The 26230-nt window shown below is 41.2% G+C and carries 22 protein-coding genes and 2 pseudogenes; 8 read left to right on the plus strand and 16 right to left on the minus strand.

What is annotated here, in order from left to right:
* Positions 1 to 7 precede the first annotated feature (7 nt).
* The 7 genes from nrdR to FIV01_RS11225 form a co-directional block, all read right to left on the minus strand.
* Complete coding sequence (gene nrdR, locus FIV01_RS11195; RefSeq protein ID WP_114785212.1) at positions 8 to 457, minus strand: transcriptional regulator NrdR; 450 nt, start codon at positions 455 to 457, stop codon at positions 8 to 10.
* A 219-nt stretch (positions 458 to 676) separates the two neighbouring features.
* Entirely contained in the window at positions 677 to 1927 is a 1251-nt protein-coding gene (locus FIV01_RS11200) for a glutamate-5-semialdehyde dehydrogenase (RefSeq protein WP_152431071.1), read from the minus strand.
* Positions 1928 to 1941: 14 nt separating this feature from the next.
* On the minus strand, positions 1942 to 3075 hold the full coding sequence (gene proB, locus FIV01_RS11205; protein WP_152431072.1) for a glutamate 5-kinase: 1134 nt from the start codon (positions 3073 to 3075) through the stop codon (positions 1942 to 1944).
* A gap of 173 nt (positions 3076 to 3248) precedes the next feature.
* Entirely contained in the window at positions 3249 to 3638 is a 390-nt protein-coding gene (gene crl / locus FIV01_RS11210) for a sigma factor-binding protein Crl (RefSeq protein WP_152431073.1), read from the minus strand.
* Between the two features lie 107 nt (positions 3639 to 3745).
* Positions 3746 to 4993 carry an esterase FrsA gene (frsA, locus tag FIV01_RS11215; protein ID WP_152431074.1) on the minus strand — a complete coding sequence of 416 codons (1248 nt, stop codon included), beginning with the start codon at positions 4991 to 4993 and terminating at the stop codon, positions 3746 to 3748.
* Positions 4994 to 5217: 224 nt separating this feature from the next.
* The gene (gpt, locus tag FIV01_RS11220) at positions 5218 to 5682 is read right to left on the minus strand and encodes a xanthine phosphoribosyltransferase (RefSeq protein WP_152431075.1); all 465 of its coding nucleotides are present in this window, start codon (positions 5680 to 5682) and stop codon (positions 5218 to 5220) included.
* Positions 5683 to 5748: 66 nt separating this feature from the next.
* The gene (locus FIV01_RS11225; protein ID WP_152431076.1) at positions 5749 to 7038 is read right to left on the minus strand and encodes an NCS2 family permease; all 1290 of its coding nucleotides are present in this window, start codon (positions 7036 to 7038) and stop codon (positions 5749 to 5751) included.
* An 830-nt stretch (positions 7039 to 7868) separates the two neighbouring features.
* Between FIV01_RS11225 and FIV01_RS11230 the strand changes: the two genes are divergently transcribed.
* The 4 genes from FIV01_RS11230 to FIV01_RS11245 all read left to right on the plus strand — a co-directional run bounded on the left by FIV01_RS11230 (position 7869) and on the right by FIV01_RS11245 (position 12018).
* Entirely contained in the window at positions 7869 to 9341 is a 1473-nt protein-coding gene (locus tag FIV01_RS11230; RefSeq protein ID WP_152431077.1) for an aminoacyl-histidine dipeptidase, read from the plus strand.
* 280 nt (positions 9342 to 9621) lie between these two features.
* Positions 9622 to 10065: an ATP-dependent zinc protease family protein gene (locus FIV01_RS11235; RefSeq protein WP_152431721.1), complete on the plus strand. Its 444-nt coding sequence runs from the start codon at positions 9622 to 9624 to the stop codon at positions 10063 to 10065.
* Positions 10062 to 10967 carry a 30S ribosomal protein S6--L-glutamate ligase gene (gene rimK, locus FIV01_RS11240; RefSeq protein ID WP_152431078.1) on the plus strand — a complete coding sequence of 302 codons (906 nt, stop codon included), beginning with the start codon at positions 10062 to 10064 and terminating at the stop codon, positions 10965 to 10967. The genes FIV01_RS11235 and rimK overlap by 4 nt, the downstream gene beginning before the upstream one ends.
* Positions 10954 to 12018 (plus strand): succinylglutamate desuccinylase/aspartoacylase family protein, encoded by a 1065-nt coding sequence (locus FIV01_RS11245; RefSeq protein WP_152431079.1) that lies wholly within the window; start codon positions 10954 to 10956, stop codon positions 12016 to 12018. The genes rimK and FIV01_RS11245 overlap by 14 nt, the downstream gene beginning before the upstream one ends.
* Positions 12019 to 12058: 40 nt before the next feature.
* On the opposite strand, the gene FIV01_RS11250 is transcribed toward FIV01_RS11245, so the two are convergent.
* The 3 genes from FIV01_RS11250 to FIV01_RS11260 all read right to left on the minus strand — a co-directional run bounded on the left by FIV01_RS11250 (position 12059) and on the right by FIV01_RS11260 (position 14957).
* Positions 12059 to 13423 (minus strand): sodium-dependent transporter, encoded by a 1365-nt coding sequence (locus tag FIV01_RS11250; RefSeq protein ID WP_152431080.1) that lies wholly within the window; start codon positions 13421 to 13423, stop codon positions 12059 to 12061.
* Between the two features lie 253 nt (positions 13424 to 13676).
* Entirely contained in the window at positions 13677 to 14423 is a 747-nt protein-coding gene (locus FIV01_RS11255; protein WP_152431081.1) for a YggN family protein, read from the minus strand.
* 57 nt (positions 14424 to 14480) lie between these two features.
* Positions 14481 to 14957 carry a GreA/GreB family elongation factor gene (locus tag FIV01_RS11260; RefSeq protein WP_152431082.1) on the minus strand — a complete coding sequence of 159 codons (477 nt, stop codon included), beginning with the start codon at positions 14955 to 14957 and terminating at the stop codon, positions 14481 to 14483.
* Positions 14958 to 15032: 75 nt separating this feature from the next.
* On the opposite strand from FIV01_RS11260, the gene FIV01_RS11265 reads away from it, so the two are divergent.
* Entirely contained in the window at positions 15033 to 16985 is a 1953-nt protein-coding gene (locus FIV01_RS11265) for a RecQ family ATP-dependent DNA helicase (protein ID WP_152431083.1), read from the plus strand.
* Here FIV01_RS11265 and dinB read toward each other — a convergent pair.
* Complete coding sequence (gene dinB, locus FIV01_RS11270; RefSeq protein ID WP_152431084.1) at positions 16971 to 18038, minus strand: DNA polymerase IV; 1068 nt, start codon at positions 18036 to 18038, stop codon at positions 16971 to 16973. The genes FIV01_RS11265 and dinB overlap by 15 nt on opposite strands.
* A gap of 468 nt (positions 18039 to 18506) precedes the next feature.
* Between dinB and FIV01_RS11275 the strand changes: the two genes are divergently transcribed.
* Both FIV01_RS11275 and FIV01_RS11280 read left to right on the plus strand, forming a co-directional pair.
* Positions 18507 to 19853 carry an AAA family ATPase gene (locus FIV01_RS11275; protein ID WP_152431085.1) on the plus strand — a complete coding sequence of 449 codons (1347 nt, stop codon included), beginning with the start codon at positions 18507 to 18509 and terminating at the stop codon, positions 19851 to 19853.
* The gene (locus FIV01_RS11280) at positions 19854 to 20789 is read left to right on the plus strand and encodes a DUF4435 domain-containing protein (RefSeq protein WP_152431086.1); all 936 of its coding nucleotides are present in this window, start codon (positions 19854 to 19856) and stop codon (positions 20787 to 20789) included. It begins immediately after the preceding gene.
* A 100-nt stretch (positions 20790 to 20889) separates the two neighbouring features.
* On the opposite strand, the pseudogene FIV01_RS20755 reads toward FIV01_RS11280, so the two are convergent.
* Positions 20890 to 21189, minus strand: a pseudogene (locus tag FIV01_RS20755) (regulator); the annotation flags it as partial.
* A 995-nt stretch (positions 21190 to 22184) separates the two neighbouring features.
* Between FIV01_RS20755 and FIV01_RS11290 the strand changes: the two are divergent.
* Positions 22185 to 22850, plus strand: a complete 666-nt coding sequence (locus FIV01_RS11290; RefSeq protein ID WP_152431087.1) for a hypothetical protein — start codon at positions 22185 to 22187, stop codon at positions 22848 to 22850.
* A gap of 131 nt (positions 22851 to 22981) precedes the next feature.
* Here FIV01_RS11290 and FIV01_RS11295 read toward each other — a convergent pair.
* The 4 genes and pseudogenes from FIV01_RS11295 to nqrF form a co-directional block, all read right to left on the minus strand.
* Positions 22982 to 23402, minus strand: a pseudogene (locus FIV01_RS11295) (helix-turn-helix domain-containing protein); the annotation flags it as partial.
* A gap of 174 nt (positions 23403 to 23576) precedes the next feature.
* Positions 23577 to 23810, minus strand: a complete 234-nt coding sequence (gene nqrM / locus FIV01_RS11300) for a (Na+)-NQR maturation NqrM (RefSeq protein WP_152431088.1) — start codon at positions 23808 to 23810, stop codon at positions 23577 to 23579.
* Positions 23811 to 23830: 20 nt separating this feature from the next.
* A complete protein-coding gene (locus FIV01_RS11305) occupies positions 23831 to 24835 on the minus strand; it encodes an FAD:protein FMN transferase (RefSeq protein ID WP_152431089.1) in 1005 nt (334 codons plus the stop codon).
* A 144-nt stretch (positions 24836 to 24979) separates the two neighbouring features.
* Positions 24980 to 26203 carry an NADH:ubiquinone reductase (Na(+)-transporting) subunit F gene (gene nqrF, locus FIV01_RS11310; RefSeq protein WP_152431090.1) on the minus strand — a complete coding sequence of 408 codons (1224 nt, stop codon included), beginning with the start codon at positions 26201 to 26203 and terminating at the stop codon, positions 24980 to 24982.
* Positions 26204 to 26230: the final 27 nt, after the last annotated feature.

The raw sequence follows: 26230 nt of genomic DNA on the forward strand, positions 1-26230 counted from the left end.
CTAACCGTCAATCTTCCAGACGCGCTATTTCTTCACCGAATTCTCGAATATCTTCAAAACTTCGATAAACGGAAGCAAAACGAATATAAGCAACTTTGTCGAGCTCTTTAAGTTGATCCATCACTAAATTACCAATCATCTCACTGGAAACTTCTCGCTCACCTGTCGCTCGAAGTTGTGACTTAATCATACTTATTGAGAGTTCAACCGAATCTGCACTCACGGGACGCTTTTCTAACGCACGCTGAAGCCCACCAATCATTTTATTTTCATCGAAGGGCTCACGGTTTCCATTTGATTTAATTACTCGAGGCATTACCAACTCAGCGGTTTCAAAAGTGGTAAAACGCTCACTACAGGCTAAACACTGCCTGCGACGACGAACTTGATGGCCATCAGCCACCAAACGAGAATCGATCACTTTGGTGTCATTCTCTGCGCAAAAAGGACAATGCATATCACCTCCATAATATACTGAAATACCCTTTCATTGACGAGCTAATTCCATCAACAAAGCTATTTTAATATATCGTTGCTAGTGTAACGGATTTGCTAAAGTGAAGAAAAGTAAAAGGGGCATTATCGCCCCTTTTTTATCCTAAAGATGATCAAAATGTTGAGCTGCACTGTGTTGAGCACAAAACAACTAAAAATATAACCATCAATTAAACACTAATTAAGCTCGTACTAGATAGTTAGCTTTACCAACCCATTTATAACTGGTTAGCTCTTCAAGTCCCATAGGGCCTCTAGCATGCAGTTTCTGCGTCGATACAGCTACCTCAGCTCCAAGGCCAAATTGTGCACCATCAGTGAATCGGGTTGATGCATTAACATAGACCGCGGCTGAATCGACAGAGTTTATGAATCGCTCTGCACTTTCTAAGCTATTTGTCATGATTGCATCTGAATGACTGGCATTATGCTCTCGCATATGGTCAATCGCTTGTGCTATATCTGATACAACTTTTACACCCAGAGTGTGACTTAACCATTCGGTATCAAAGTCTCCTTCTGCACTATCACGAACGTTTTCTGCATCGCCTAGCAATGCTTTCGCGGCTGGCTCTGCAACAAAAGTTACTTTGTTTTGCATGCGAGTTTTCAGTTTTATCAGCAAATCGGCGGCTATATCCTGATGAACCAGCAAAGTATCGAGTGCGTTACAAGCCGATGGGCGTTGAACTTTTGCATTTTCAATCACATTAACTGACTTTTCCAAGTCCGCACTTTCATCGACAAAGATATGGCTAATACCAAAGCCACCGATTATTACGGGTATCGTACTGTTCTCTTTGCACATTTTGTGTAAACCAGCACCACCACGCGGAATAATCATATCAACATAATCGTCGAGCTTTAAAAGCTGAGAAACTAACTCCCTATCTGGCTTTTCAATATATTGTACCGAAGCTGCTGGAAGATCAGCCCTCTCCAATGCAGATTGGATAACCTTGACCAACTCCATATTGGAGAAAAACGTCTCTTTACCACCCCGAAGGATGCTGGCATTACCCGTTTTTAAACATAAAGAAGCAATATCTATGGTTACATTTGGGCGCGCTTCATAAATCACACCCACTACCCCCAGCGGTACTCGGCGGCGAGCCAGCGACATGCCATTTTCGAGGACTTTACTCTCTATTTCGCTCCCGATAGGATCATCAAGCTTTATCACATTTCGAACATCATCAGCGATAGAGGCTAAACGAGTTTCATCAAGTAAAAGGCGGTCAAGTAATGCCTCACTCATCCCCGACTCTCTCCCAAGCTCAATATCCTTGGCATTGGCTTCAAGAATGCGGGCACAGTTGGCTTCCAATTCATCGGCAATTATCGCCAAAGCATGATTTTTTTGTGCTGTCGATGCGTTAGCTAGTTGAAATGTAGCTTGCTTTGCAGCCTTACCTATAGAAATCAGTTCCAATCTCATTACCTCAATTATTCCTGAATTATGACCATATCATCACGATGCAGCACCTCACTGCCGTAGTCATAACCCAAAATCCCTAAAATATCTTTGCTGTGTTTACCTATGATGCGAGCCATATCGAGACTAGAGTAGCTCGAAATACCACGAGCAATGAGCACTCCTTTTTGATCAGTAATTCTCACTACTTCTCCTCGTCCGAACTCACCACTGATGCGAGTGACACCTTTAGCCAATAGGCTACTTCCTTGCGACAACACTGCTTTTACTGCACCATCGTCTATTACGATGTCACCAGAAGCAGAGGGACCGGCCAAGATCCAACGTTTACGACTTTCTAATGCCTCTTCTATTGGCAGAAAACGAGTTCCTTGTGGCTGCTCACTAAGAGAGTCAAATACAACATTTGGTGCACTGCCTGCTGCAATAATCACTTCGATTCCAGCACGACGAGCAATGTCCGCTGCTTGCAGCTTGGTAGCCATACCTCCGGTTCCCAATGAAGTTCCACTATCTCCGGCAATCTTTCTCAAGGTATCATCAATGGTTTTTACTTCTTTGATCAATTCAGCTTGGGGGTCTTTGCGGGGATCAGCAGTAAACAGTCCTTTTTGATCAGTGAGCAATAAGAGCTTATCGGCACTACACAAAATGCCTACTAATGCAGAGAGGTTATCATTATCACCCACTTTAATTTCACTTGTCGCAACTGCATCGTTTTCATTAACAATAGGAATAATATTGTTATCCACCAACGCACTAATAGTATCGCGAGCATTAAGGAAACGTTCACGATCTTCTAAGTCTGCACGAGTAAGCAACATTTGCCCTATTTTAATGTTATAGAGGCCAAACAATGCTTCCCAAGTTTGAATAAGTTGGCTCTGACCAACAGCTGCGAGAAGCTGTTTGTTTGCCATTGAGTTAGCTAGTGCTGGGTAACCTAAATGCTCTCTTCCAGCAGCTATTGCACCTGATGAAACCATAACCACAGAATGGCCTTGCTTCTTAAGCTCTGAGCACTGCCTTGCCAGTTCAACCATGTGAGCTCTATCTAATGCTAACGTACCGCCAGTAAGGACACTGGTCCCGAGCTTAATAACTACGGTTTGACAGCTCGTAGCCTTCACGCATTTTTGATTCATTATCGATCTGCTATAAAAATAAAAACCTTCGTCCACCCGCTTGCAATGAATATGGATGTCATTGCTGGATGTTCTTGAACTAGATGTTTTAACAATCAACGCAGCAATTAACAAGCACAAAAGGCGCTAATCAGCGCCTTTTTTTAGTCTAGGAAATATATACAGGAACTTATCTAACCGAACTCTGCAGACTCTTTATGAAAATCAAGCGTCATGCCAAATTGTGTTGCCAGTGTTTCAATAAGTTTCTGGTGAAAGCCTTCCTGAGTGCGGCTAACTTCCGCTATCGCTTTTTTGGGCAGCTTCTCATCCATCCAATCACCTTTAGCGTCATATAAACCGACTCGGTATTTTGCTTCGAACGCCTCTCCCTCTTGTTCCAGCTCTAACCACCACCCCCAAAACTCTCTCTCTTCAGGTGATTTTTTGTCGTTCACACACACAGAAAGGCAGTCAAACAAGTATTTGCCTTGCTCACACTGCGCTTCTCGTAAATAGGGACCAATGGCTTTTAGCGTAGATAATAAACGGTAATGGGTTGGATTCTTCGACTGTTCAGACATAATGAATCTCCATATTCAATATCTGTTGTAATTATGACGAGCAAAAATCAGGACTACTTAGTTAGGGTATTACCCATATATAAGTGTTGACTAATTTATGTGATTTGTCATCTAATTAGCTCGTCCTCCAACCACTTGATGGCTAAATCGAGTGATTCCTCATACCCCTGTGTAATTGTTTTCGCACTAATTTTCTTTGCTTTCCCATAGTCGCTAAATAACGCAACTAAGCGATTATCACTATGTGGAGACACAGGATCATTTTCTAAACTCATCGCTAAAATAGGCACTTTGGTTTTACGACTTGATAGTATGCCTTGAACCTTTAATGACCAAGCCATTAGCTGACCGGATAAGCTATTGATATCGACCGCATTTTTTCCTAGTCGAGAGGCCAGTATATCAAGATACATTTTCGGCATTTTTTTCAGCTTCTCAGGCGAGGACAGCACATCATGAATCGGTGCACCCAAGCTGACACAGGCTTTCAGTTTATCTTGCTCCACAAATGCAAGCCTGACCATAGCATTACCACCGAAACGAAAGCCCAATAATCCGACCTTATGGTGATCGACCCAAGGAATATTAAACAATTCATTAAGTACTGCTTGATGCAAACACGAAGTGTCTTCAGTCAGGCTCCAATGGCTATTATGACCGATAGACGGCATATCAACCGTCAGCATGGCAATATTTTTCGCCGCTAAATGATTACGAAACAGTCTCCACAAATCCGTTTGCAGGCTATCTAATCCAGCGCTGACCATGACAACAGGTTGAGGCTTATCCGTACTGGTGAGGTGTAAGTGAGCAATAATGCGCTTGTTCTGATAAGGAATTTCTAATTTCTTAACTATATACTGAGTCTTTTTTGCCGCTTCAGAATATGCGTTACTCGCCAATACTTGAGCTTGGGAAGCTAGGTTATCGTTTTTTAAATGAGGGTAGCCAGCAATACTAAAACACAAAGAAGCATTAAAAAGTGCATCAGCAGCCTCCTCGCCCTTAAGTTCATTAGAGCGAAGGGTGTGTGACATACCCAACTTAGTCCACTCATAGGTCCAGTTACCACTGTGATATCCCATCACAGTATCGAGCCATTCATCATAAGTTCTTGAATGCTTAGAGGATGCTATCTTGGATAACACTTCATCTGCTTCAATCGGATCTAAACCTTGCCATGCCCATTGCAATCGATTGATATTCCTATACCACTTAGCCCCCTCTCTGTGACGTTTATCGTCTAATATTTTCTGGCTGCTTGGCATATATTGAGTAAGCGAAGAGGTTTCCTTCGCTTGCTTATGGTTGGTAAACAGAGTTTCTGAGAGGTTTTTGCTCACTTCTTCAGACATGACATGGCCTAGTTATTAAGTTTTCTGTATTGTATACATGGATTGGATTAAAAATCAGATCTGGCTTGCTGTTTAACATACAAGTTCACATTCAGCTGAAAATCAAAATAAGCGCAGCAGAAAAGACAAACCAAAAATGACCCACTAGGGGCCATTTTAGTCTGATTCGATTCCATTATCTCCGTGTCTTGCACAGCAAGACAAGGACTCTGGTTTTAATCAAATTATTTTTGCTTGCGGTTTATTGGTTCAATGTACTGAATCGACATGTCCCAAGGTTGTTCTATCCATGTTTCTTGCTCAATATCTACCACATAATCATCAAGTAAAAGCGCACCGGAAGGTTTGGCACAAACTGCAATAAGTTTCGCTTTTGGATAAAGTTCACGTAACTTACGCGCCGTATCACCACTATCTACCAGATCTTCTACGATTAAATAACCTTCACCATCACCTTCAGGCGCTTTGAGAACACTCATGTCGCGTTGGTGATCATGATCGTAACTGGAAATGCAAATGGTATCGACATAACGAATACCCAATTCACGAGCTAAAATCGCTCCGGGAACAAGACCACCTCGACTCACAGCCCATATCCCTTTCCACTGTTCTGCTGGCATTTGCTTCTCAGCAAGTTCCCGGCAGTAAGCGTGCATTTGATCCCACGTAATAATGAACTTCTTAGTCATTGTAATAACCCAATAATTAAACTTGCCACTGCATAGACGGATTCCGACTAGCAAGTATGAAAAGCGCTAAGCAACCATGTACTTGATGATAAAGACTAATGACATAACCCAAACACTAAGAGAAACATCTCGACCTTTTCCGCTGCATAACTTTATTGCAGCATAAGCAATAAAGCCCAACGAGATACCTTCAGCGATTGAGAAAGTTAACGGCATCAATAAACATGTCACAACAACAGGAGCCGCTTCAGTTAAATCCTGCCAATCGATATTTGCTAACCCTGATAGCATCAAGATTGCTACGTAAAATAGCGCACCAGCCGTCGCATAGGCTGGAATCATTCCCGCCAAAGGAGAAAAGAATAAAGCAAGTAAGAATAAAATACCAACAACAACAGCAGTTAAGCCCGTACGGCCACCAGCTGACACACCCGAAACGCTCTCAATGTAAGATGTGGTGTTGGATGTTCCAAGCAAAGCCCCAACAGACGTCGCGGTTGAGTCAGCCAACAGCGCTTTGCTTAAACGAGGGATTTTGCCATCTTTATCCATTAAGCCCGCTTTTTGCGTAACACCCACCAAGGTACCAGCGGTGTCAAATAGGTCGACAAACAAAAAAGCGAAGACAACTGAAATCATACCCACTTCAAATACGGCAGAGAAATCCAGTTGCAGAAAAGTAGGTGCGATACTCGGCGGTGTGGACATAATACCCGCCCATTGAACATCACCAAATGCCAAACCCAAGCCCGTCACCGCTAAGATAGCAATCATAACCGCACCTTTGATGCCACGATTGACTAAAGCAATGGTTAGGAAAAAGCCTATTGATGCCAATACCGCAGGCAATGATGTAATAGCGCCTAAGGATACTAAAGTAGCTGGATTATCAACCACTATGCCAGCATTTTTTAACGCGATAAAAGCAAGAAAAAGCCCAATACCCGCAGAGATGCCCGTTCGTAATGACAATGGAATAGAATGAATTATCCACTCACGAATCTTAAACACACTTAGAAGAATAAACAGTAAACCAGACACAAATACTGCGGCTAATGCAACTTGCCAAGTGTACCCCATACCAAGCACAACAGCATAAGTAAAGAAAGCATTCAGCCCCATACCCGGTGCTTGTGCGATAGGGTAATTAGCAACAAACCCCATGATAAAGCAACCGATCGCAGCTGCTAAACAGGTCGCTACAAATACCGCACCATGATCCATGCCCGCATCCGCTAAAATTGCCGGATTAACAAAGATAATGTAAGCCATGGTCAAGAATGTTGTTAGACCGGCAATGATCTCAGTTTTTACACTTGTGCCGTGTTCACTGAGCTTAAAAATTTTTTCGAGCATAATCGAATTCCAAAGATGAAAAAGTAAACGGTTGCGTAATCGATTGGCGGAATTATAGAGTTTAATATTTTCAAATTCCAGACAGATTTCATCTGTAAGAAAGCAATCTATCTATAAAATTTCAGCTCAAATAATGTGGCACAATATCACTAAATCAAAAACATCTTTAAGTTCATAGAGTAATAAAAAAACGCCACTCAATTTGAGTGGCGGTTGATTCATATCAGTTACAAGAGCACTGAGACAAAATTCTAATTTATAGGGGGTATATAAACTTCATTCAGGAATCTCTGTCTAAGTTAAATAACTAAAACTAGATGAATAGACAAAATCGCCAATGTAAATAGAGTTGCTTATCCAGAGTTTTGCACTTGGTAAACCTTTCATAACCATCACCTTCTAACTCAATTAAAAAACAATCTAGATTGCTTTCTCAGTTTCTTGGAGGCGGCAAAGTGGACTCTTCCCTTGAGCATTTTATCTTCACTGCAGAAGTTAGTTTCTGACTATATCAAAAAGAAACTTTATTACAATAGTTAAAGATTAAAGTCACAAAAACTTAATAAAATAAGAGTTTCACGCATAGAAATTGTAATTAAATTACATCAATATCAGTTATAAACTTCCCATAATGAGCAATTAATATCATATCAATGATTCTGACAATAATCATGATAAAACGGTTTTTTGTTCACTTTTACTACTAGGTTGTAGTAATGAATGATATTCTCAAATGTTCTAATTCGTGCGCCAACCAGAGCCATGTATGCCAACGAGCTTTTAGCATTACATGCCCAAGTCTTGGCACTATCACAGTAAAGGAGTCACCTGTGTCTGAATTTCATTCTGAAGTTAGCGGCTTATCACCAAGCGTCGTATGGCAGTTTTTCGATAAAATTTGCTCAATTCCTCATCCTTCTAAGCATGAAGAAGCATTGGCCCAGTACATAGTCAACTGGGCAAAAGAACAAAATCTAGATGTCCGGCGAGATCCTGTGGGTAATGTTTTTATCAAAAAGCCCGCAACTCCGGGAATGGAACATAAAAAAGGCGTGGTACTTCAAGCTCACATCGACATGGTGCCGCAGAAAAATGAGGACACAGATCACGATTTTGCTAAAGATCCAATCCAACCATATATTGATGGCGAATGGGTAACAGCGAAAGGTACAACTCTCGGTGCTGACAATGGCATGGGGATGGCATCGTGCTTAGCTGTACTGGCTTCCGATGACATAAAACATGGACCACTAGAAGTTTTACTGACTATCGATGAAGAAGCGGGTATGACAGGAGCCTTCGGGCTTGAGGCGGGATGGCTAGAAGGTGAAATATTACTCAATACCGACTCCGAGCAGGAAGGCGAAGTTTATATGGGCTGCGCTGGCGGTGTAGATGGTGAAATCTCCTTCGATATTCAGCGTGAAGCCGTTCCAAGTGGCTACACAATTCGCCAACTGACATTGAAGGGGCTAAAAGGCGGTCACTCTGGCTGTGACATACATACAGGGCGTGGTAATGCCAATAAACTCATCGCTCGTTTTCTCGCAGGCCACGCCCAAGAGCTCGACCTACGCTTAATTGAATTTCGCGGTGGAACACTGCGTAATGCTATTCCGCGCGAAGCTTTTGTGACCATTGCGATCCCAACTGACAATGAATCTAAATTGTCAGACTTATTTGAAGCGTATACAAACCAAATACAGCAAGAGTTGGGAAATACTGAACCTAGCATCATTTCACTAAATCAAAACGTTGAATCGAGCCAAGAAGTGATTGCAATCGCCGATCAGCAACGCTTTATAGCAGCACTTAATGCATGCCCGAATGGCGTCATTCGCATGAGTGATGACATCGAAGGCGTCGTTGAGACCTCTCTTAATGTGGGTGTAATCAGCACGCAAGAAAACACCATCAAGATACTTTGTCTGGTGCGTTCTTTAATTGATTCAGGACGTAGTCAAGTCGAAAGTATGTTGAGTTCAGTTGCTGAACTTGCTAATGCAGACATTGAATTTTCCGGTGCCTACCCGGGGTGGAAACCAGATCCCGACTCAGAAATCATGTCAATCTTCCGCGAGATGTATCAAGGCATATACGGTCACAAGCCAAACATTATGGTAATACACGCGGGCTTAGAGTGTGGGTTATTCAAAAAGCCTTACCCTAATATGGATATGGTCTCATTCGGCCCAACCATCAAATTTCCTCATTCTCCTGATGAGAAAGTCAAAATTGACACTGTTGCTCTTTATTGGGAACAAATGGTGGCTTTGCTCGAAGCCATTCCAGAAAAAAGGTGATCCCGTCAACTTCAATTAATAGTGCACTACAGGGGTAAACAAAGCGCCTCTGTATGTGTGCAACCTATCGTATCTCCCCTTCAACACATCATTTATCCTATTCCCACCGATAAATATTATTTGTCGTCACGATGAGCTTTTCTGTTCGTCCAATCTCTCCTATATTGCTAGGATAGCCCCTTAGTTAGAACAGACAGATAGCCATTCTTAACAATATTTTTATCATAAAAAACAACTTGTTAACATGGGTACTCAAATCGTGGTTAGGGTTAGAATAGTGATCAAAGAAAAAATGGTGCTTGGTTGGCGAGAGACACTGAGTCTGCCTGAACTTGGAATAGCCCAAATAAATGCCAAAGTGGATACGGGGGCACGCACTTCATGCCTTCACACCTTTAAAATGGAAAAATTTGAGAAGCACAATGCGCCTTGGGTTCGGTTTTGGATTCATCCTATACAACGCAACACCGAAGAAGAAATCATTTGTGAAGCCGCTATTATTGATGAGCGAGTCGTCAGAGATTCAGGAGGACATGAAGAGTCGCGCTACGTTATTGAGTCAATGTGTTCACTGGGAGGAGAAACTTGGCCGATAGAAATCACTCTCACCAATCGTGAAAATATGTCATTTCGCATGCTTCTAGGAAGAACAGCTATGGGAAAACGAATTGTCGTTGATCCAAACCAGTCATATTTAATCCCCTTTGAGGACAGCAGCCAATGAAAATAGGTATCCTATCACGTAATGCTAAGTTGTATTCTACTCAACGTTTAATAGAAGCGGCACAAGATAGAGGACATGAAGTCAAAGTGATTGATGCCCTGCGTTGTTACATGAATATCAACTCAGACAAGCCTCAGATCCATTTCAAAGGGGAAGAACTTTCTGGATTCAATGCCGTGATCCCAAGAATCGGTGCTTCGGTCACTTTCTATGGTACAGCTGTTCTGCGTCAGTTTGAAATGATGGGTGTCTACCCTGTCAACGAATCCGTTGCTATCACTCGCTCGCGCGACAAACTTCGTTCAATGCAGCTGTTATCGCGTAAAGGTGTAGGGATGCCAATCACAGGTTTTGCCAGTAAGCCTGATGATGTTAAAGATCTCTTAGAGATGGTGGGCGGAACTCCTGTTGTTATCAAGCTACTCGAAGGTACTCAAGGCATAGGTGTAGTGCTGGCAGAGACACGTAAAGCGGCTGAAAGTGTGATTGAAGCTTTTATGGGCCTCAAAGCAAACATTATGGTGCAGGAGTACATCAAAGAAGCCGAAGGGGCCGATGTACGCTGCTTTGTTCTCGGAGATAAAGTGATTGCGTCCATGAAACGCCAAGGGGCAGAAGGAGAGTTTCGCTCTAATTTGCATCGCGGTGGCAGTGCATCTTTAACAAAAATTACTCCACAAGAGCGCCGAACTGCTGTTGCAGCAGCTAAAATAATGGGACTAAATGTTGCTGGTGTCGATCTATTGAGATCTTCTCGAGGGCCATTGGTTATGGAAGTTAACTCCTCTCCGGGCTTAGAAGGTATCGAAGCTGCAACTGGAAAAGACATTGCTGGAATGATCATTGAATTTATCCAAAAAAACGCAGCAAGCAAAAGGACACAAACTCGTGGCAAAGGCTAAAAAAAATCACGTATTTGAGTTTCTCGGTCAATCAATATTACCCGGCGAGAGAAAAGTCATTGAATTGGAGGCTGCCAAACTCTATACGCACTCTCCTCTATCCTTCCCAGTAGAAATAATTCATGGAAGATTGGCTGGTCCTGTACTTATGGTTAACGCTGCCATCCATGGCGATGAGCTGAATGGCGTTGAAATTGTTCGCCAGCTAATAGACACCATAGAGATCGATAAACTCAAAGGTACACTCATTGCGGTCCCTATAGTTAACGTTTTTGGTTTCATTCACAAATCACGTTACCTTCCCGACAGGCGAGATCTTAACCGCTGCTTTCCCGGTAGTGAAAAAGGCTCTCTCGCCTCTCGTATGGCTCACACTTTCTTCTCTCAAGTAGCGAAGCGTTGCGATTACATCCTTGATCTGCATACAGGCTCAATTCACCGGACTAATTTACCGCAAATTCGTGCCAACCTGACTAATGCTGAGACACTGCGTATTGCACAAGCTTTCGCAACTCCGGTTATTATTGATGCCCCATTACGGCCCGGTTCACTGCGCAGTGAAGCAGAACAACTCAATATTCCTGTGCTTACCTATGAAGCTGGAGAGGCGCTGCGCTTTGAACCCATATGTATAAATGCTGGTTTTTTGGGGGTTAAGCGCGTGATGCAAGCAATAGGAATGCTGCGAAAAAGCAGAAAGACTTTACCAACATCAGTAATAGCCAAATCGACCAACTGGCTTAGAGCGGAAAGTAATGGCATTTTGAGAACTATGGTTACGCTCGGAGAAAAGGTCACTCGAGGGCAAGTGCTCGCCTATATTAGTGCGCCCTTAGGCCACAGTGAAATCGCTTTAAAAGCGCGTAAAGGGGGGATTGTCATCGGGCAACAAACCTTGCCACTGGTCAATGAAGGTGATGCCATCTTCCACCTCGCCTATTTTGAAGAAGACGATCAGCAAGTAGAGCAAGTGGTAGGCGATTTTATTGATGAGGTCTCAGACGCTGATCTTGAGCCACTCACCACAGGACAAATTACTCAACCCAACTAGCAACACCTCATACCAAATGAGGCGTTGCTAGCCATTTTATTTAGCTAAATGATGCCCAAATAACCGTAGCAACTAGTACAGGACAAACAAACTTAACGTATACAGGCCAAAGTTTTCCGAACCAACCGAGAGTAAAATCTGGACATCCTTGCTCTAATTCTTTGATTTTCGAACTTCGATTCCAAACCCAGCCACCAAATACACAAAATAAAAGTGCAGCTACTGGCTGAACATATTGAGTCGCCAATGTGGCAACGAGACCAAAGAGGTTACCAAAATTGAACACGATCACTGTACTAAATAGCGCAATCAAGCCTCCCAAAATCCAGCTGGTCGAACTGCGTTTGGTACCCAGTCTTTCACTCACTAGAGCTACTGGACACTCCAGCATTGAGATGGATGAAGTTAAAGCGGCGATCGTCAGTAGTGTGAAAAATACAATAGCAAATAACTGGCCTAACAGTCCTAGGCTATCAAACATTAAAGGTAGAACAGTAAACACTAAGGTGTCTGAGCTAAGTAACGTCCCATCTTCTGCATAGATCTGAACTCCTTTGTACATAGCAACAAACATCGCAGGCATAACCACCAATCCTGCAATAAAAGCCACAGAAGTATCAACAAGAGTGACATGCATCGCCATCTTGGGTAGGTTTTCTTTCTTACTCAGGTAGGAGCCATAAATCAACATAGAACAACCACCTATGGTCAAGGAGAAGAAACCTTGGCCCATAGCTGCCAAGATCAATTTGCCATCCATCACCTTACTAAAGTCGGGAACCAAATAATGCTTTAACCCTTCTGTCGCTCCACTCTGAGTCATGATGTAAACAAAAAGTAGTCCAAACAGAACAAATAGTGCGGGCATCAGACGCGTTGACCATTTCTCAATACCTTGCTTTACACCGCCTTGGACGATCAAAATCGTCAGTACATAAAAAGCAAGAGTGCCAAATAAATTGCGCTCTATACTAAACCCTTGAAGCCATTTCGTCGCAGACTCTAGACCTAGAATTTCAGTGATAGCACCAAGGAGAAAGCAGATAAGCCAACCGCCAACAATGCTGTAAAAGGCAAGTACCATACTAGGGACACTCAGACCAATCCAGCCAACCATAGCACCAAATTTTTTCATCGCTAAATTAGGTGTCAGAGCTCGCATACTATCCACAGGGTTGGCTTGTCCATGGCGACCAATCGCCATCTCAACCACAAGCATGGGAAAAGCGACAACCAAAATCATGACTAGGTAGACCAGTAAAAACGCTCCTCCACCATTGCTCGCCGCTTGAGTCGGAAATCCCCAAATATTACCCAATCCGACCGCGGCACCTGCTGCCGCTAAAATAAAACCCAATCGAGAGCCAAAGTGTTCCCGAGATTTACTATTATCTTTTGCTACCATAAAACTAAAAATACTGCATTCACAAACTAGTTGGCTAGTACAATATTACAATCACTGATTTCTCTCTAGTGGTATCAGGCGCTAGTCAGCAGTTACTCAGCAAAAAATAACATCACAGATCGTAAATATTTGTTTACACAAATAATCAGCTAGTCAATGGGTCTCTGATAAAAAGACAAAAGAGTGAAGGTACAGAAGGAAAGAGCGCTCAATGCGCTCTATCTAAAAGTAAGCAAGGCTATTAAATAAGTATCTAAATAGTAAACACTTGGTAATCTTGAAGCTGAGGAATAATCTGGTGCAGCTCTTGCTCTTCTTCTGCAAGTTCCCCCAAAGAATCACAAAACTCTTGGCTTTGTTGCTCAACTTCACCAGCATGCTTTTTCAACCTTGCAGAGATACGCTCTTTAAGCTCACTCATAGTGTCAGCCATTTGAGTAAGATTAAGGCCATCTTCAGCTTTCATTTTCTCAGACATGGCTGTAAAGGCGCTGGATATAAACTCTTTATTAAAAAGCTTTTTAGCCTCTTCCAAGTCTTGGTTCCAAGTTTCACTCAAAGAAGAAAAACTGTCTGCGGGTAAAATCAAATCTCCTTCTTTGTAATACCTTTGTTCAATATTGGCGTAAAACTCTTGCATCGAAGCTTTAACTCCTTCAAAAGCTTTAGGCGTATCAAAGCTTTTTGCAACATCATCGATAATATCATTGGCCAGTGCAAGCCCATCACGAGCTATTTGCTTAGCTTGTGGTAGATAATCATTTAAATGAGCACGATAGTCGGATATTGCTTGTGTTTGTTCAGATTTAAGAGTGACTTCTTCTCCTTGAATCAACAATCGATTGTTCGAATCTAGCACCGCAGTGTTACCGTCTGGCTGATGTATTTCCAACCTTTCATTATTCAATCGAATATCATTTTTTAGATCGACACTGCACTGATCAGCTACCACTTGGTTTACCACCATAAGTAAAGGGATCATCCAAAGTACTTGTTTCATTTTTATCTCGCTTTATTAAATACTTCCAAACCCTAGCAAACAATTCACCTGCTTACGTCAAATTATTGTATCGATTTGATAATAGAAACTCTTTGGTCCAACTTGATAGTCCACGTCATCTCCCACTAACTTACCGTTTAATGCCTTTCCTAATGGTGAACTAAGTGTGACTAACATGACTCGCTTTGCTTGATAGTCAATTTTCAGTCCGCCTGAACATGGTGCAATAAAAAAGTATTGAGCTTGGTCATCATCGTCAAAAAGCGAAACTAAACAGCCAAGCATCACTGATTCGGCATTTTTCGGTAATTGCATCTGTTTCATCACGCTCAGTTCGCGCTCACACTCTTCAACTCTCATGGCTTGCCCATGTGCCAAATAAGAAGCCTCTAATGCCAAAGTGTCATATTTATGCTCAGGAACCGTCTCTTCATCTGTTGCCGATTCAATCGCTCTTTGGGTTGCGCTTTGAGCAATGACGAGCGACTTTTCCATCTCGAGTAATATTGTTTGCAGTAGCTCAAACTTATTCATACTAAAATCATATTCCTCAACTGATAATCTCTTTAGAATACTATTTCATGAGCCCAAGTCATACCGATAGCAAAAATGCAGACTTCAAATAACCAACAAATCATCTACCAAAAACTGCAACAGTGCTTTGGTTTTGAGCAATTAAGAGAAGGACAATACCAAGTCATAGATAAGGTATTGAGCGGAAAGTCATGTGCAGCTATCTTTCCAACGGGCTCAGGAAAGTCCCTCTGCTACCAGCTTTCTGCTTTGTGTCTTCCTAATCTCACCCTTGTGATCTCTCCATTGCTCGCGCTAATGAAAGACCAGCTTACTTTTCTTAAAAGTAAAGGGATCAAAGCAGCCTCACTTCATTCTGGTCAGACTAAAGAAGACGTTCAGGCCACAATGAGTGGTGTTCAAACTGGTGAGATCCGTATTTTGATGGTGTCGGTAGAGCGAATGAAGAATGAACGTTTTCGTCATTTTTTATCTCAACAATCCATATCTCTACTAGTTGTTGACGAAGCACACTGCATCTCAGAGTGGGGACATAACTTTCGACCTGATTATCTAAAGCTCCCTCAAATTCAGCAGCAACTTTCCATACCTCAGGTGTTGCTTCTCACTGCAACAGCCACTCAAGCAGTACTGGATGATATGAGCAATAAGTTCGCGATTGAAAAAAATGATATTACTGTCACTGGCTTTTATCGGCAAAATCTCGAATTGTCAGTACTGCCATGCCAAGTAAACCAAAAGGAAACGGTGTTACTCTCGTTGCTCAATCAAACGCCTACACTCTCCACCATTATTTATGTCACTCAGCAAAATACTGCCGAAACGTTGGCCAAGATGCTGCTCTCCAGGGGCATCAATGCTGTAGCCTATCATGCTGGCCTTGAGAGTGAACAAAGAGAAAACATTCAACACGCCTTTATGGCAGGTCACACAGATTGTATCGTCGCGACCATCGCCTTTGGAATGGGGGTAGACAAAGCGGATATTCGCCGAGTTATTCATTTCGATTTGCCCAAATCTATAGAAAACTATGCTCAGGAAATTGGCCGAGCAGGCAGAGATGGTCTTTCTTCACAGTGCGTATTGCTTGCCAACGAGGAAGGACTTTGTACTTTAGAAAATTATATTTATGGTGATACGCCTGAATATGGCGAAATCCTCAATATCATTAAGCAAGCCTCCTCCTCTGCTCCCCAATGGGAGATCGTCGTTTCCAGGTTGTCTAGTGAAAGTAACATTCGCCCATTACCTCTCAAAACCTTACTGGTTTATATGGAATTACATGGGCTTATCTGCGCTCAGTATACCTATTTTGCACAATATCGGTTTAAGTTTCTAATAACTAAAAATGACATCATAAGCCGCTTTAATGGTGAAAGGCGAACATTTACTCAAGCGCTGTTTGATAGTGTTTCCAGCGCTAAAATATGGAATCAAGTAGACTTTGATCATTTATGGAATACCTATCAAGGTGAAAGAAACCGAGCGATAGCCGCACTGGATTATTTTCATCAGCAAGGATGGATTGACCTCGAAAGTAAGCTAATGACCGAAGTGTATCGAGTTGATGATATTAGCGATGACAAAGAGAAGATAGCTCAGAAACTATGGTCTTTGTTTAAAGACAAAGAGTCTTGCGATATCGAACGAATTCACACTCTGCTTAAACTGTTTAAATCAAATCAGTGTTTAAGTTACGCTTTAGCATCTTACTTTTCTGATCCCAATGCGCCGCAACAATGCGGTCACTGTAGTGTGTGTAAAGAAGAGACCAAACCTTGGCCAGAGAAGGTAAACTCAAATATACCAACATCAGAATTGAATAATTGGTTACAAGAATTAGAAAATCTCACATCAGAAGTATTATCGGATAGTGTGAAAACTAAATTTCTTTGTGGCATTCCAACTCCTTGCTTTACCAAGATAAAAGCCAAGAAATTGACGGGGTTTGGCAAGCTTGGCCATTGTGCCTACCAACAAGTTCTTGATGAAGTCGTATCGAGGAAGAAAAGTTTAGAAAAAGCTTAGTTGCTGAGATCCTTCTTCGGGTTTGAGCATCACATTTAGGCCAAGTAGGCGAATCTCGCGACCTTTTTGCCGCTTGAGAATATCGCGAAGCAAGCCTTTAAAATCGCCAAGATCCAGCTGTGAATGCAGATGTTCTATAGTAGTTTGTTGAAAATCAGCAAACTTAAGCTTAATACCTTGCTTTAATATCATTTTTTCAGGAGAAACTTTGCTGAGCCTTATTTCAAGTTCAGGAAACAGTTTACTTTCAATAACCTGCCAACACTGATCAAATGTCATAATATTTTGAGTCAATGTGCTTTCCACCCCTACAGATTTACGCTCTCTCTCGACAATAACAGGCCGGTTGTCAATGCCGTGGCTTTTCGTCCATAAAGAAGCGCCGAGACGACCAAAGCCTAACAGTAAATTGCGATAATCACTGTTTTTGATATCCGAGCAAGTATATAAGCCCGCTTTGTTGAGCTTAGCTAAGCTCACTTTTCCAACACCTGGGATTTTTTCCAGTGGCAATTTATCCACTTCATGTTGTACATGACTTGGCGGTATTACATATTGTCCATTGGGCTTATTTAGATCTGAAGCCACTTTTGCCAAAAATTTAATCGGTGCAATGCCTGCTGATGCGGTCAGATTAAGTTCTTTCGCAATATCACGTCTAATAGCCTCGGCAATGAGCGTTGCTGAACCTTTATAAAGCGGACAGTCGGTCACATCTAAATAGGCTTCATCTAAGGACAAAGGCTCAATCAGAGAAGTATAGCGAGAAAAAATTCGTCGGATATGCTGCGAAACTTGCTTATAAACCTGCATTCGACCCGGAATCACTACAAGATTCGGGCATAGGGTCAAGGCTTTCCCCGTTGGCATAGCACTTTTAACTCCGTACTTTCTCGCCTCATAATTACAGGTCGATATCACTCCCCTTTGCTTTTCCCTACCTCCCACAGCCAAAGGTAGAGAGCGATAGCTTGGATTGTCACGCATCTCTACCGCAGCGTAAAAGCAATCCATATCAATATGGATAATTTTCCTTATTTTGCCTTGCTCCATGAATCGACAAAACCCAAAAACTGTATATAAACACAGTATATTGTAATTTTACTGGTACACCAAGGCAGAAGACGTTGTTTATGCACTGTCGCTGAACAATAAAAATAAAAACTGTCTACCCCGAAACCCGCTTCTATCATGGCTACCAAAAGCCAATTGTGAAAATAAAGTTGCAAACTTCCCGATGCTTTTTTGTCGTCGTTTGTCTTTCGCTCTGAGAAGGTTTTGCCCCAAAGTGTGTTAGCCCCTTTGCTTATTAACATCCTGTTTATGGGCTTTTGCCTTATTACAAGTTATCCATTCTTCTCATGCTGTTGGCTGTTAATACCCGAGATGTAATACGGGGTGAAAATCTAATATTAACAATATCAATATTATGCACACATATTCATACAAACCACTTTCATTTAAGTGGGTGTTCGGTTTATCATCTCGTTGTATACGTCAGTTAATACCAATAGGAACACTATGGAACTTCATCAAATAGACCCCGTAATAGAGCATTTCAGAATACTTGGTCTCCACAACGAGAGAAACATTAGCTTAGACATGAACGGTAACGTCAAGATTCTAGTCGGAGATAACGGTTCTGGTAAAACGACTCTACTAAACTGTATGTACTATGTACTGAATAAACAGTTTGAGAAGCTCAACAACATTTGTTTTGGAAAAATTGAAATTAAGTTTTATGGATCTGAGCCTTTAACTATTACAAAAGAAGAAGTTGAAGAACTAAATCTTGATGAAGTATTTTTTGAACCTCAACTAAGAGAAATTAGTAGATACATTCCGCGCGAGATTGTGCTCGAGCTTACCAAACGTGCAGCGTCGCTATCATTCTCTTCATTTGCAAACTATATTCGTTCTAAAGGGTATATGTATAAAATACCAATGAGTAGCCGTGAAATGTATGATGCGTGTAGAGTTGGATATACGCATTACAACTCACAAATTACATTAAACTCTCGTTATAAGATGTGGAATGAATATGTTGATAAACATTTTGATTTAAAGATATTATACCTACCTACATATAGACGTGTAGAAGAAGACCTTTCTAATTTAGGTTCCTATGAGAATGATTTTAGTGATTCATTGATAAACTTCGGAATGAGCGATGTTAAACAGCGATTTAAAAATGTCAGAAATGAATTAAGAGATTCTGCTGTTAGTTTGTATACAAATCTAAATGGTCGAATGTTGACCCAGCTAACCACAGATTATGTTGCCACAGCAGAACAGTTCAAAAAAATCAAAAACACTGAAGCATTGAAAATTGTTCTTGATCGCGTTGGAGATAGTATTTCCAGTGAGACAAAAAACAGAATATTGGAGCTTGTTGAAAATAAAACCATTGAACAAGAACGCTATCATCCTCTGGTATTTATTCTTAGTAATCTAATTGATGTGTATTTTGAGCAAAAAGAGTTGGATGACGCAATAAAAGAGTTTGTCTACGTATCTAATAAATATTTGGTCAATAAAACCTTTATCTATAACGAAAGTAAAGTAGAAATAACGATTATAAATAATCGCTCAGAATCAGAAGTAGAGTTGGACAACTTATCTTCCGGTGAAAAGCAATTAGTTTCAATCTTTTCAAAACTGTATCTAGAGAAAAATAGTAGCTACGCTATTCTCTTTGATGAGCCAGAACTTTCACTCTCTATTGAATGGCAGACTGAGTTGTTACCGGATATTCTTCATTCCGATAAGTGTGGATATATGTTGGCGGCTACACATTCCCCATTCATATTCCAAAACAGCTTGGATTCTCTTACTGACAGCCTCAACGTTACTTATTGCGAGGTGTAAATGTCAAATAGAAAAGAAATGATGAAAGGGATGGCAAATCTCCCTGTTGTTGGTTTGATTAGACTCTTAAAGGCTCACTCATCTGAACCCGATGCAATAATATGTGTATTTGAAGGCGAAGATGCTAAATACTACGGTGCTCGCATCGATTCAGTTTTTAAAAGTAAAACTAGACGAAATGTTCCTTGTAAAGGTAAAGGTAATCTTTTTTCTTTGAAAAAAACTGTCGAGAGTAATGCTAATCTAAAAGGAGTTAATATACTATATTTCGCTGATCGAGATTTCGATTTTTCTGACATTACACAAAGAAATATTTACTTTACTCCATGCCACTCTGTTGAGAATTTTTATGTAAATGATGCTACTTTTCGTAAGATACTGAGTGATGAATACGGAATATGTTCGGTAAATAGTAAAAAGGATTATGATGAAATCCTTGAAATGTTTAATTCTACTTATAAAAAGTTAGAAAATGAGATTATTTGCTTGAATGCGTGGATAATGCTGCAAATTAAACTCGGTGAAAAAGATGATTCGATTTCACTTAATTTAAACAGCACTAAGATCACCGACTTTGTGGATATTGAACTCGACAGTATTATTCCAAAGTATGACTTGGGCAAATTAGGTAAAATGTTCCCTAACTCAGGTGAAGTAAATGATGCAGAACTTGGCACAGCTACCAATGCTCTGAGAGATAACGGTGGAGCTAGTTCTTGTCGCGGTAAATACATTATTCAGTTCATGAGAATATTTTTAGATAAATTGAGTTATGAACTAAATAACAAACAAAGTAATTTAGTAAATTTAAATGTTAAACCTAAATTAATGGTGAATGATGGCAACATTTTGTCTGCCTTATCCCAATACGCGACTACCCCTCCCTGCCTCAGTGACTTCCTTATCACACATAATGAACTAGCTTTGGCATCTTAAAAAATGAGGCGGAACGCCTCATTTAAATCATTAACTATCTAATTTTTGATATTGCCCTTGCCATTTATATTAACTTTGTAGATGTTTCAATTTATAGCTATGAATTAATCTCTAGCAATGTAATTCCTGCTAAAATTTGCTGTGGTGTTACTAGTTGCCCTGTAGGTAGTTCTAATTGGCATTTACGCATTCTGAAGCCATGCTACTCTTTATTATAAGACAATTCTAGACGACATTGATTGCGCTTCAATCTTCTACACTCTTTTGGGATTTCTTTTCCTTTGTCCCACTCTTGGAAAGTCCTCACACTTTTCAAACAAAGCATCGCTGCCTGTTCGACAGATAGTCCGCATTCAAACTCACGAAAAACATAGCTTTTAGTCATTTCATGATACTTCACAGTTAACTCTCTCTAAATTGAAAGAGTTTATTATTTGCGATTTAGAATAGACGTAAGCGGCATTAAACATAAGGGCGCAAAGTGCGCACTGCACGAAGTCGTATTAACTGGCAATATTTGCCTTATAAAAAGTTATTCATGAATTGCTAATGTTCAATTTTTAGTAACGCATTTCTGTCCAATACCTTGACGAAATAATTGGAGAAGGTAAATCGAGTCCTGTAGATTTTCAGCGAATGGAAATGATCTTAAATATTTGTGGTCGTGAATTACTCCCCGCATATCAAGATATCTTAAAATGTCGCGGTCAGATCGCTGAAATGGCAACTGCTTATAAGGAGGATTACAAACAGGGTAAGAATCGAAAAATTATGCGGAACCAGATTCCCTCTTGATCCTATCTCTATAGAATGAGTTGTCGTAGGCACAAAAACTTATGAATTCAGTTATCAAATAAAGTGGGTCCGAGTCACTTGCTCTCGGGTCGGCTTACCCTTTTATTCTTACTTAATTCGGGTCCAAAAACTCGGATGTAATCAGGTCCGAGTGATTTTGTTTGCGGTCCACTACAGATATTGAGCAAATCTTAACCGACAACGCAAAACTTTGCGACAAAACCTGGTTGTGCTGTGACTAGGTGTAACGACCCGCAAGCACAATGACAAGCAAGTACATGAGGTCAATTTTTCTTCTTAATCCAAAGAGTGGCAGGGGCTGAGCTGATGCTTACGAATAAATTAATCTTTTGGTTAATTACCCCAAGAAACGCAATGGCCTGGTTATTGTGAATAAACACCAAAACTCAACTATATTCATATTGATTGGGCGAAATAGAACCCATAGACAATTAATGTAGACTCCCCTGGAAAGGCCAACGCTAAAGCTAGAACTTTAACCCAAAGTAACCGCTTCGCGATCGTGATTTGGAGCATTCATCCACGGGTAAACCCATGGTGGTCTGTATCGACAGAATACAAAAAAGGGCTAGGACTATAATGAGTATAACATTGTATGAAGCAAATCGGTATCAACCGGATATTTGCAAATCTTTAACAACGGCATGGCTAGGCCAAATGATGCGGGGGACAAATTACGGCGAATTGTGGTGCGCCACCGCTCACGCAGCGACCGAGAACGATGCATTCTATCAATCTCATTGTCAGCAACAAGCACAACTTGAGTGTACGGAGCAGTTAAAGGCGCAGAAAAATATACAAATGCTGTTAACGCAAACGAATTTTATGCAAAACCATCCTAATGAATCAGTGGCATTAGTCATGGCGAGAACACCCGCTATTGATTCCTTAACTTCTCAGAAAACAAAGAAAATCATGTTAATGAGAGTTCGCAATATTAAGGTAGTGAGATCCACTGACAATATTGATTTGATAGGATTGAAAGCTGAGTTTAACAAGCTAAGTGATACAACACGTTATTATGTGGTGCAGGTGAGAGCGAATAGTGGCTCTCATGCGATTGCTGTTGTCTCTACAAAAGCGAAAGGTATTTTTAGCCCTAGTGGGTATCTGTACTATTACGATCCGAACTTAAAGAAAGTGGTTCGCTGGAGCAGTCGGGAGGAGATGAAAGGCTTTTTAGACAAAACCTTGCTTAAAGATTATCGGTCAATAAATGGGATTTGGCAGGTGCAGGCAATGTAGGGCTCTGAGTCGGCAGAAACTTAACTATCGACATAGTCGGTTCTGTCTCGTTTGCATTTTATGCAGGTTTGATAACCGACTTTTGAGATGAGATGTGTGCTAGGTGGCTTGCGAGTCGTTTCTCTAATTTTGCTTGAACGCAAATATTCCCTATCGATATTTTTTACTGTTTCCCAGCGAATTCCTAAATGTTGAGAGACGTTATGTATGCTCATGTGGCGACATAAGCCACTGATGAAATTGCAAAATCGAGCGGTATAACGACCACCTTTAGCCACATATTCAGTCTCTTCAATCAACCGTCGTCTTTCTTTGTCTCTAGTTTGAGTCAGCTCAACCTCAATCGTACAAGACCGCCCACTCACAGGTAAATCTTGAAGACGTCTTTTAACGTAGTGATCGACGGTACAGGAAGTCCCTGCTATTGGCTCTTTGACTTTATACCGGCGGTCTCGACGACAGCGAACGAATACGCTTTGGGACATTTCTTCTATTGAACAAGATTCAACACTGGCCTTTAAAGCTAAATAACGAGGAAGATAAAGACGACAAAATAGACTACTGACTTATTTTAAAAATAAGTATTATAAGTCATGTAATTATGATGAATAAGCCGTATATACAGACTCATGAAAGCGGAGAAGGAGGTCTTTTACGACAAAGTTTGAGGATAGTTAAGTCAGATCTGGAATATTTACGCCCGACAAAATGCCGAGCTTAAATATTTTATGCTATGCGGTCTTTTTCCCATGCGGCCAGCTTTTCAGCTCTGAGCGCTTCTCTTGCTTCGCGTTTTTTACGTGCATCGCAAGGTTCAGGACAATTACATACTTTATCTACACCGACAGCCCCTAGCCCACCGCAGCTGCCTTTCACCACTTTCTTTTGAAAGATATAGCCGACAGACATCGCCATTATAAAGGCGATAAACACACCAAAGGTGATCAGAAATGTACTCATAACAACATACTCACTAATTATTATTTATTAATATATGGCTTATACGCGTCTGACGCCAGTTCTATGAAGCCATCACTCGATTTTACAATCATAAATACGGGTATACTTTTGTCGTTGGCGACCTTCATACCTCTATCCTCTCCAAGCACCATTAAGCCCGTTGCTAGACCATCAGCCGTCATAGAGGATTTATCGAGTACAGTAACAGAAACAACTTTATGATTAATGGGTTTCCCAGTTTGTGGATTAATTATATGGGAGTATCTCACACCTTCTTTTTCGAAGTAATTACGATAATCACCTGACGTGGCAATCGCCATATCTCCTGGCTCGATGATTTCCTGTATGGCTCGCTCATCAACCGTGGGCTTTTCTATCGCTATTCGCCACTTAACCCCTTCGCGATTTAAGCCTTTGAGACGCATCTCACCGCCGACTTCAACCATGTAATTTAGTATGCCTTGCGACTCAATATAATCCGCTACCACATCAACACCCCAGCCTTTTGCAATGGTTGAAAGGTCAACATACAAGTTTGGAATATCTTTCGACAACGCATTACCTTTTACACTTAAGTGCTCAATTCCCGTTTCTGCTTTGCGTTTTTTAAGCTCATCGTTGCTTGGCACCACTTCAGGGCGTGCTTCAGGCCCAAAGCCCCATAGGTTCACCAGTGGACCAACGGTGACATCCAAAGCCCCCAATGTCAGATTATTAAGACGGATAGCCTCTTTCACTACAGTTGCTGTTTGCGGCGAAACTTCAAAAGGTTGCGAGCTTTCACTTTGATTAAAACGACTTAATTCAGAATCAGTTCGATAGGTCGACATCTGATCATTCACTTGCTCAAGTAAGCGATCTACTTCTTTCTGTACCACATCAGGAGTGGGCTGGTCTTCGGCAACAATGTATTTAATGTTGTATGTCGTGCCCATAGTAGGGCCACTAAGATGGACTTGATCAACGGGCTTTTGACAGCCGGCAATAATGAAAAGAGAAGCAAAAACAACAAGCCATTTTTTCACTTGTTTGACTCCTTATGGTGAAATGAAAATAGTACATAAATCTGGACTCAAGATTCATCTTCTATCATCACTTTTAAATTACAGCATAGGAAAAAATAATGGCTGACCTTGTAGGCCAGCCATAGATATCAATAACTTAAAGTGTTAGCCACCAAAGTCATCGAGGAGGATATTTTCATCCTCTACACCAAGGTCTTTCAGCATACCGATAACAGCAGCATTCATCATTGGTGGACCACACATGTAATACTCACAGTCTTCAGGCGCTTCATGGTCCTTCAGGTAGTTTTCATACAGAACGTTGTGAATGAAGCCTGTATAGCCATCCCAATTATCTTCGGGCATTGGATCAGACAGAGCACAGTGCCATACAAAGTTGTCGTTCTCTGCTTGCAATCCATCGAAGTCTTCTACATAGAACATTTCTCGCTTAGAACGAGCACCGTACCAGAAAGACATCTTACGTGAAGATTTGAGACGCTTCAGTTGGTCAAAGATATGAGAACGCATTGGAGCCATACCTGCACCACCACCAACAAATACCATTTCATTGTCAGTATCTTTAGCAAAGAACTCACCAAACGGTCCTGAAATTGTACACTTATCACCTTCTTTTAGTGACCAGATATACGAAGACATAATGCCAGGTGGAACATCAGGATTGTTCGGCGGAGGCGTAGCAATACGGACGTTAAGCATAATGATGCCTTCTTCTTCCGGATAGTTAGCCATTGAATAAGCACGAATAGTTTCGTCATTAACCTTAGATTCATAACGGAACAAATTAAACTTATCCCAATCCTCACGATACTCATCAGGAATATCGAAATCCGCATACTTAACGTGATGCACTGGCGCTTCAATCTGAATGTATCCACCAGCACGGAAAGGTACTGACTCACCATCAGGGATCTGAAGCTTTAGCTCTTTAATGAAAGTTGCTTTGTTATCGTTAGAAATAACAGAACACTCCCACTTTTTAACACCAAAAATCTCTTCAGGAAGTTCAATATCCATGTCAGTTTTCATTGCGACCTGACAGGCTAAACGCTCACCTTCGCGCGCTTCACCTTTTGTAATGTGGTCAAGCTCGGTAGGCAAGATGTCACCACCGCCTGATTTGATTTTTACCCGGCACTGGCCACAAGAGCCACCGCCACCACAAGCAGAAGATACGAATACGCCGGCACCTGCTAGCGCACTCAGTAATTTACCACCTGGTTGTGTAACAATGGCCAATGAAGGGTCATCGTTAACAGAAATTGTAATGTCACCTGTTGGTACAAGCTTAGATTTAGCGAAAAGAATCACTAGTACTAAAACCAGTACAATCAGAGTAAACATCACTACACCAAGAATAATATCCATTGACTATTCCTTTATTGTTGCGGTCTA

This window comes from Vibrio aquimaris, assembly GCF_009363415.1.
Classification (GTDB): Bacteria; Pseudomonadota; Gammaproteobacteria; order Enterobacterales; family Vibrionaceae; genus Vibrio; species Vibrio aquimaris.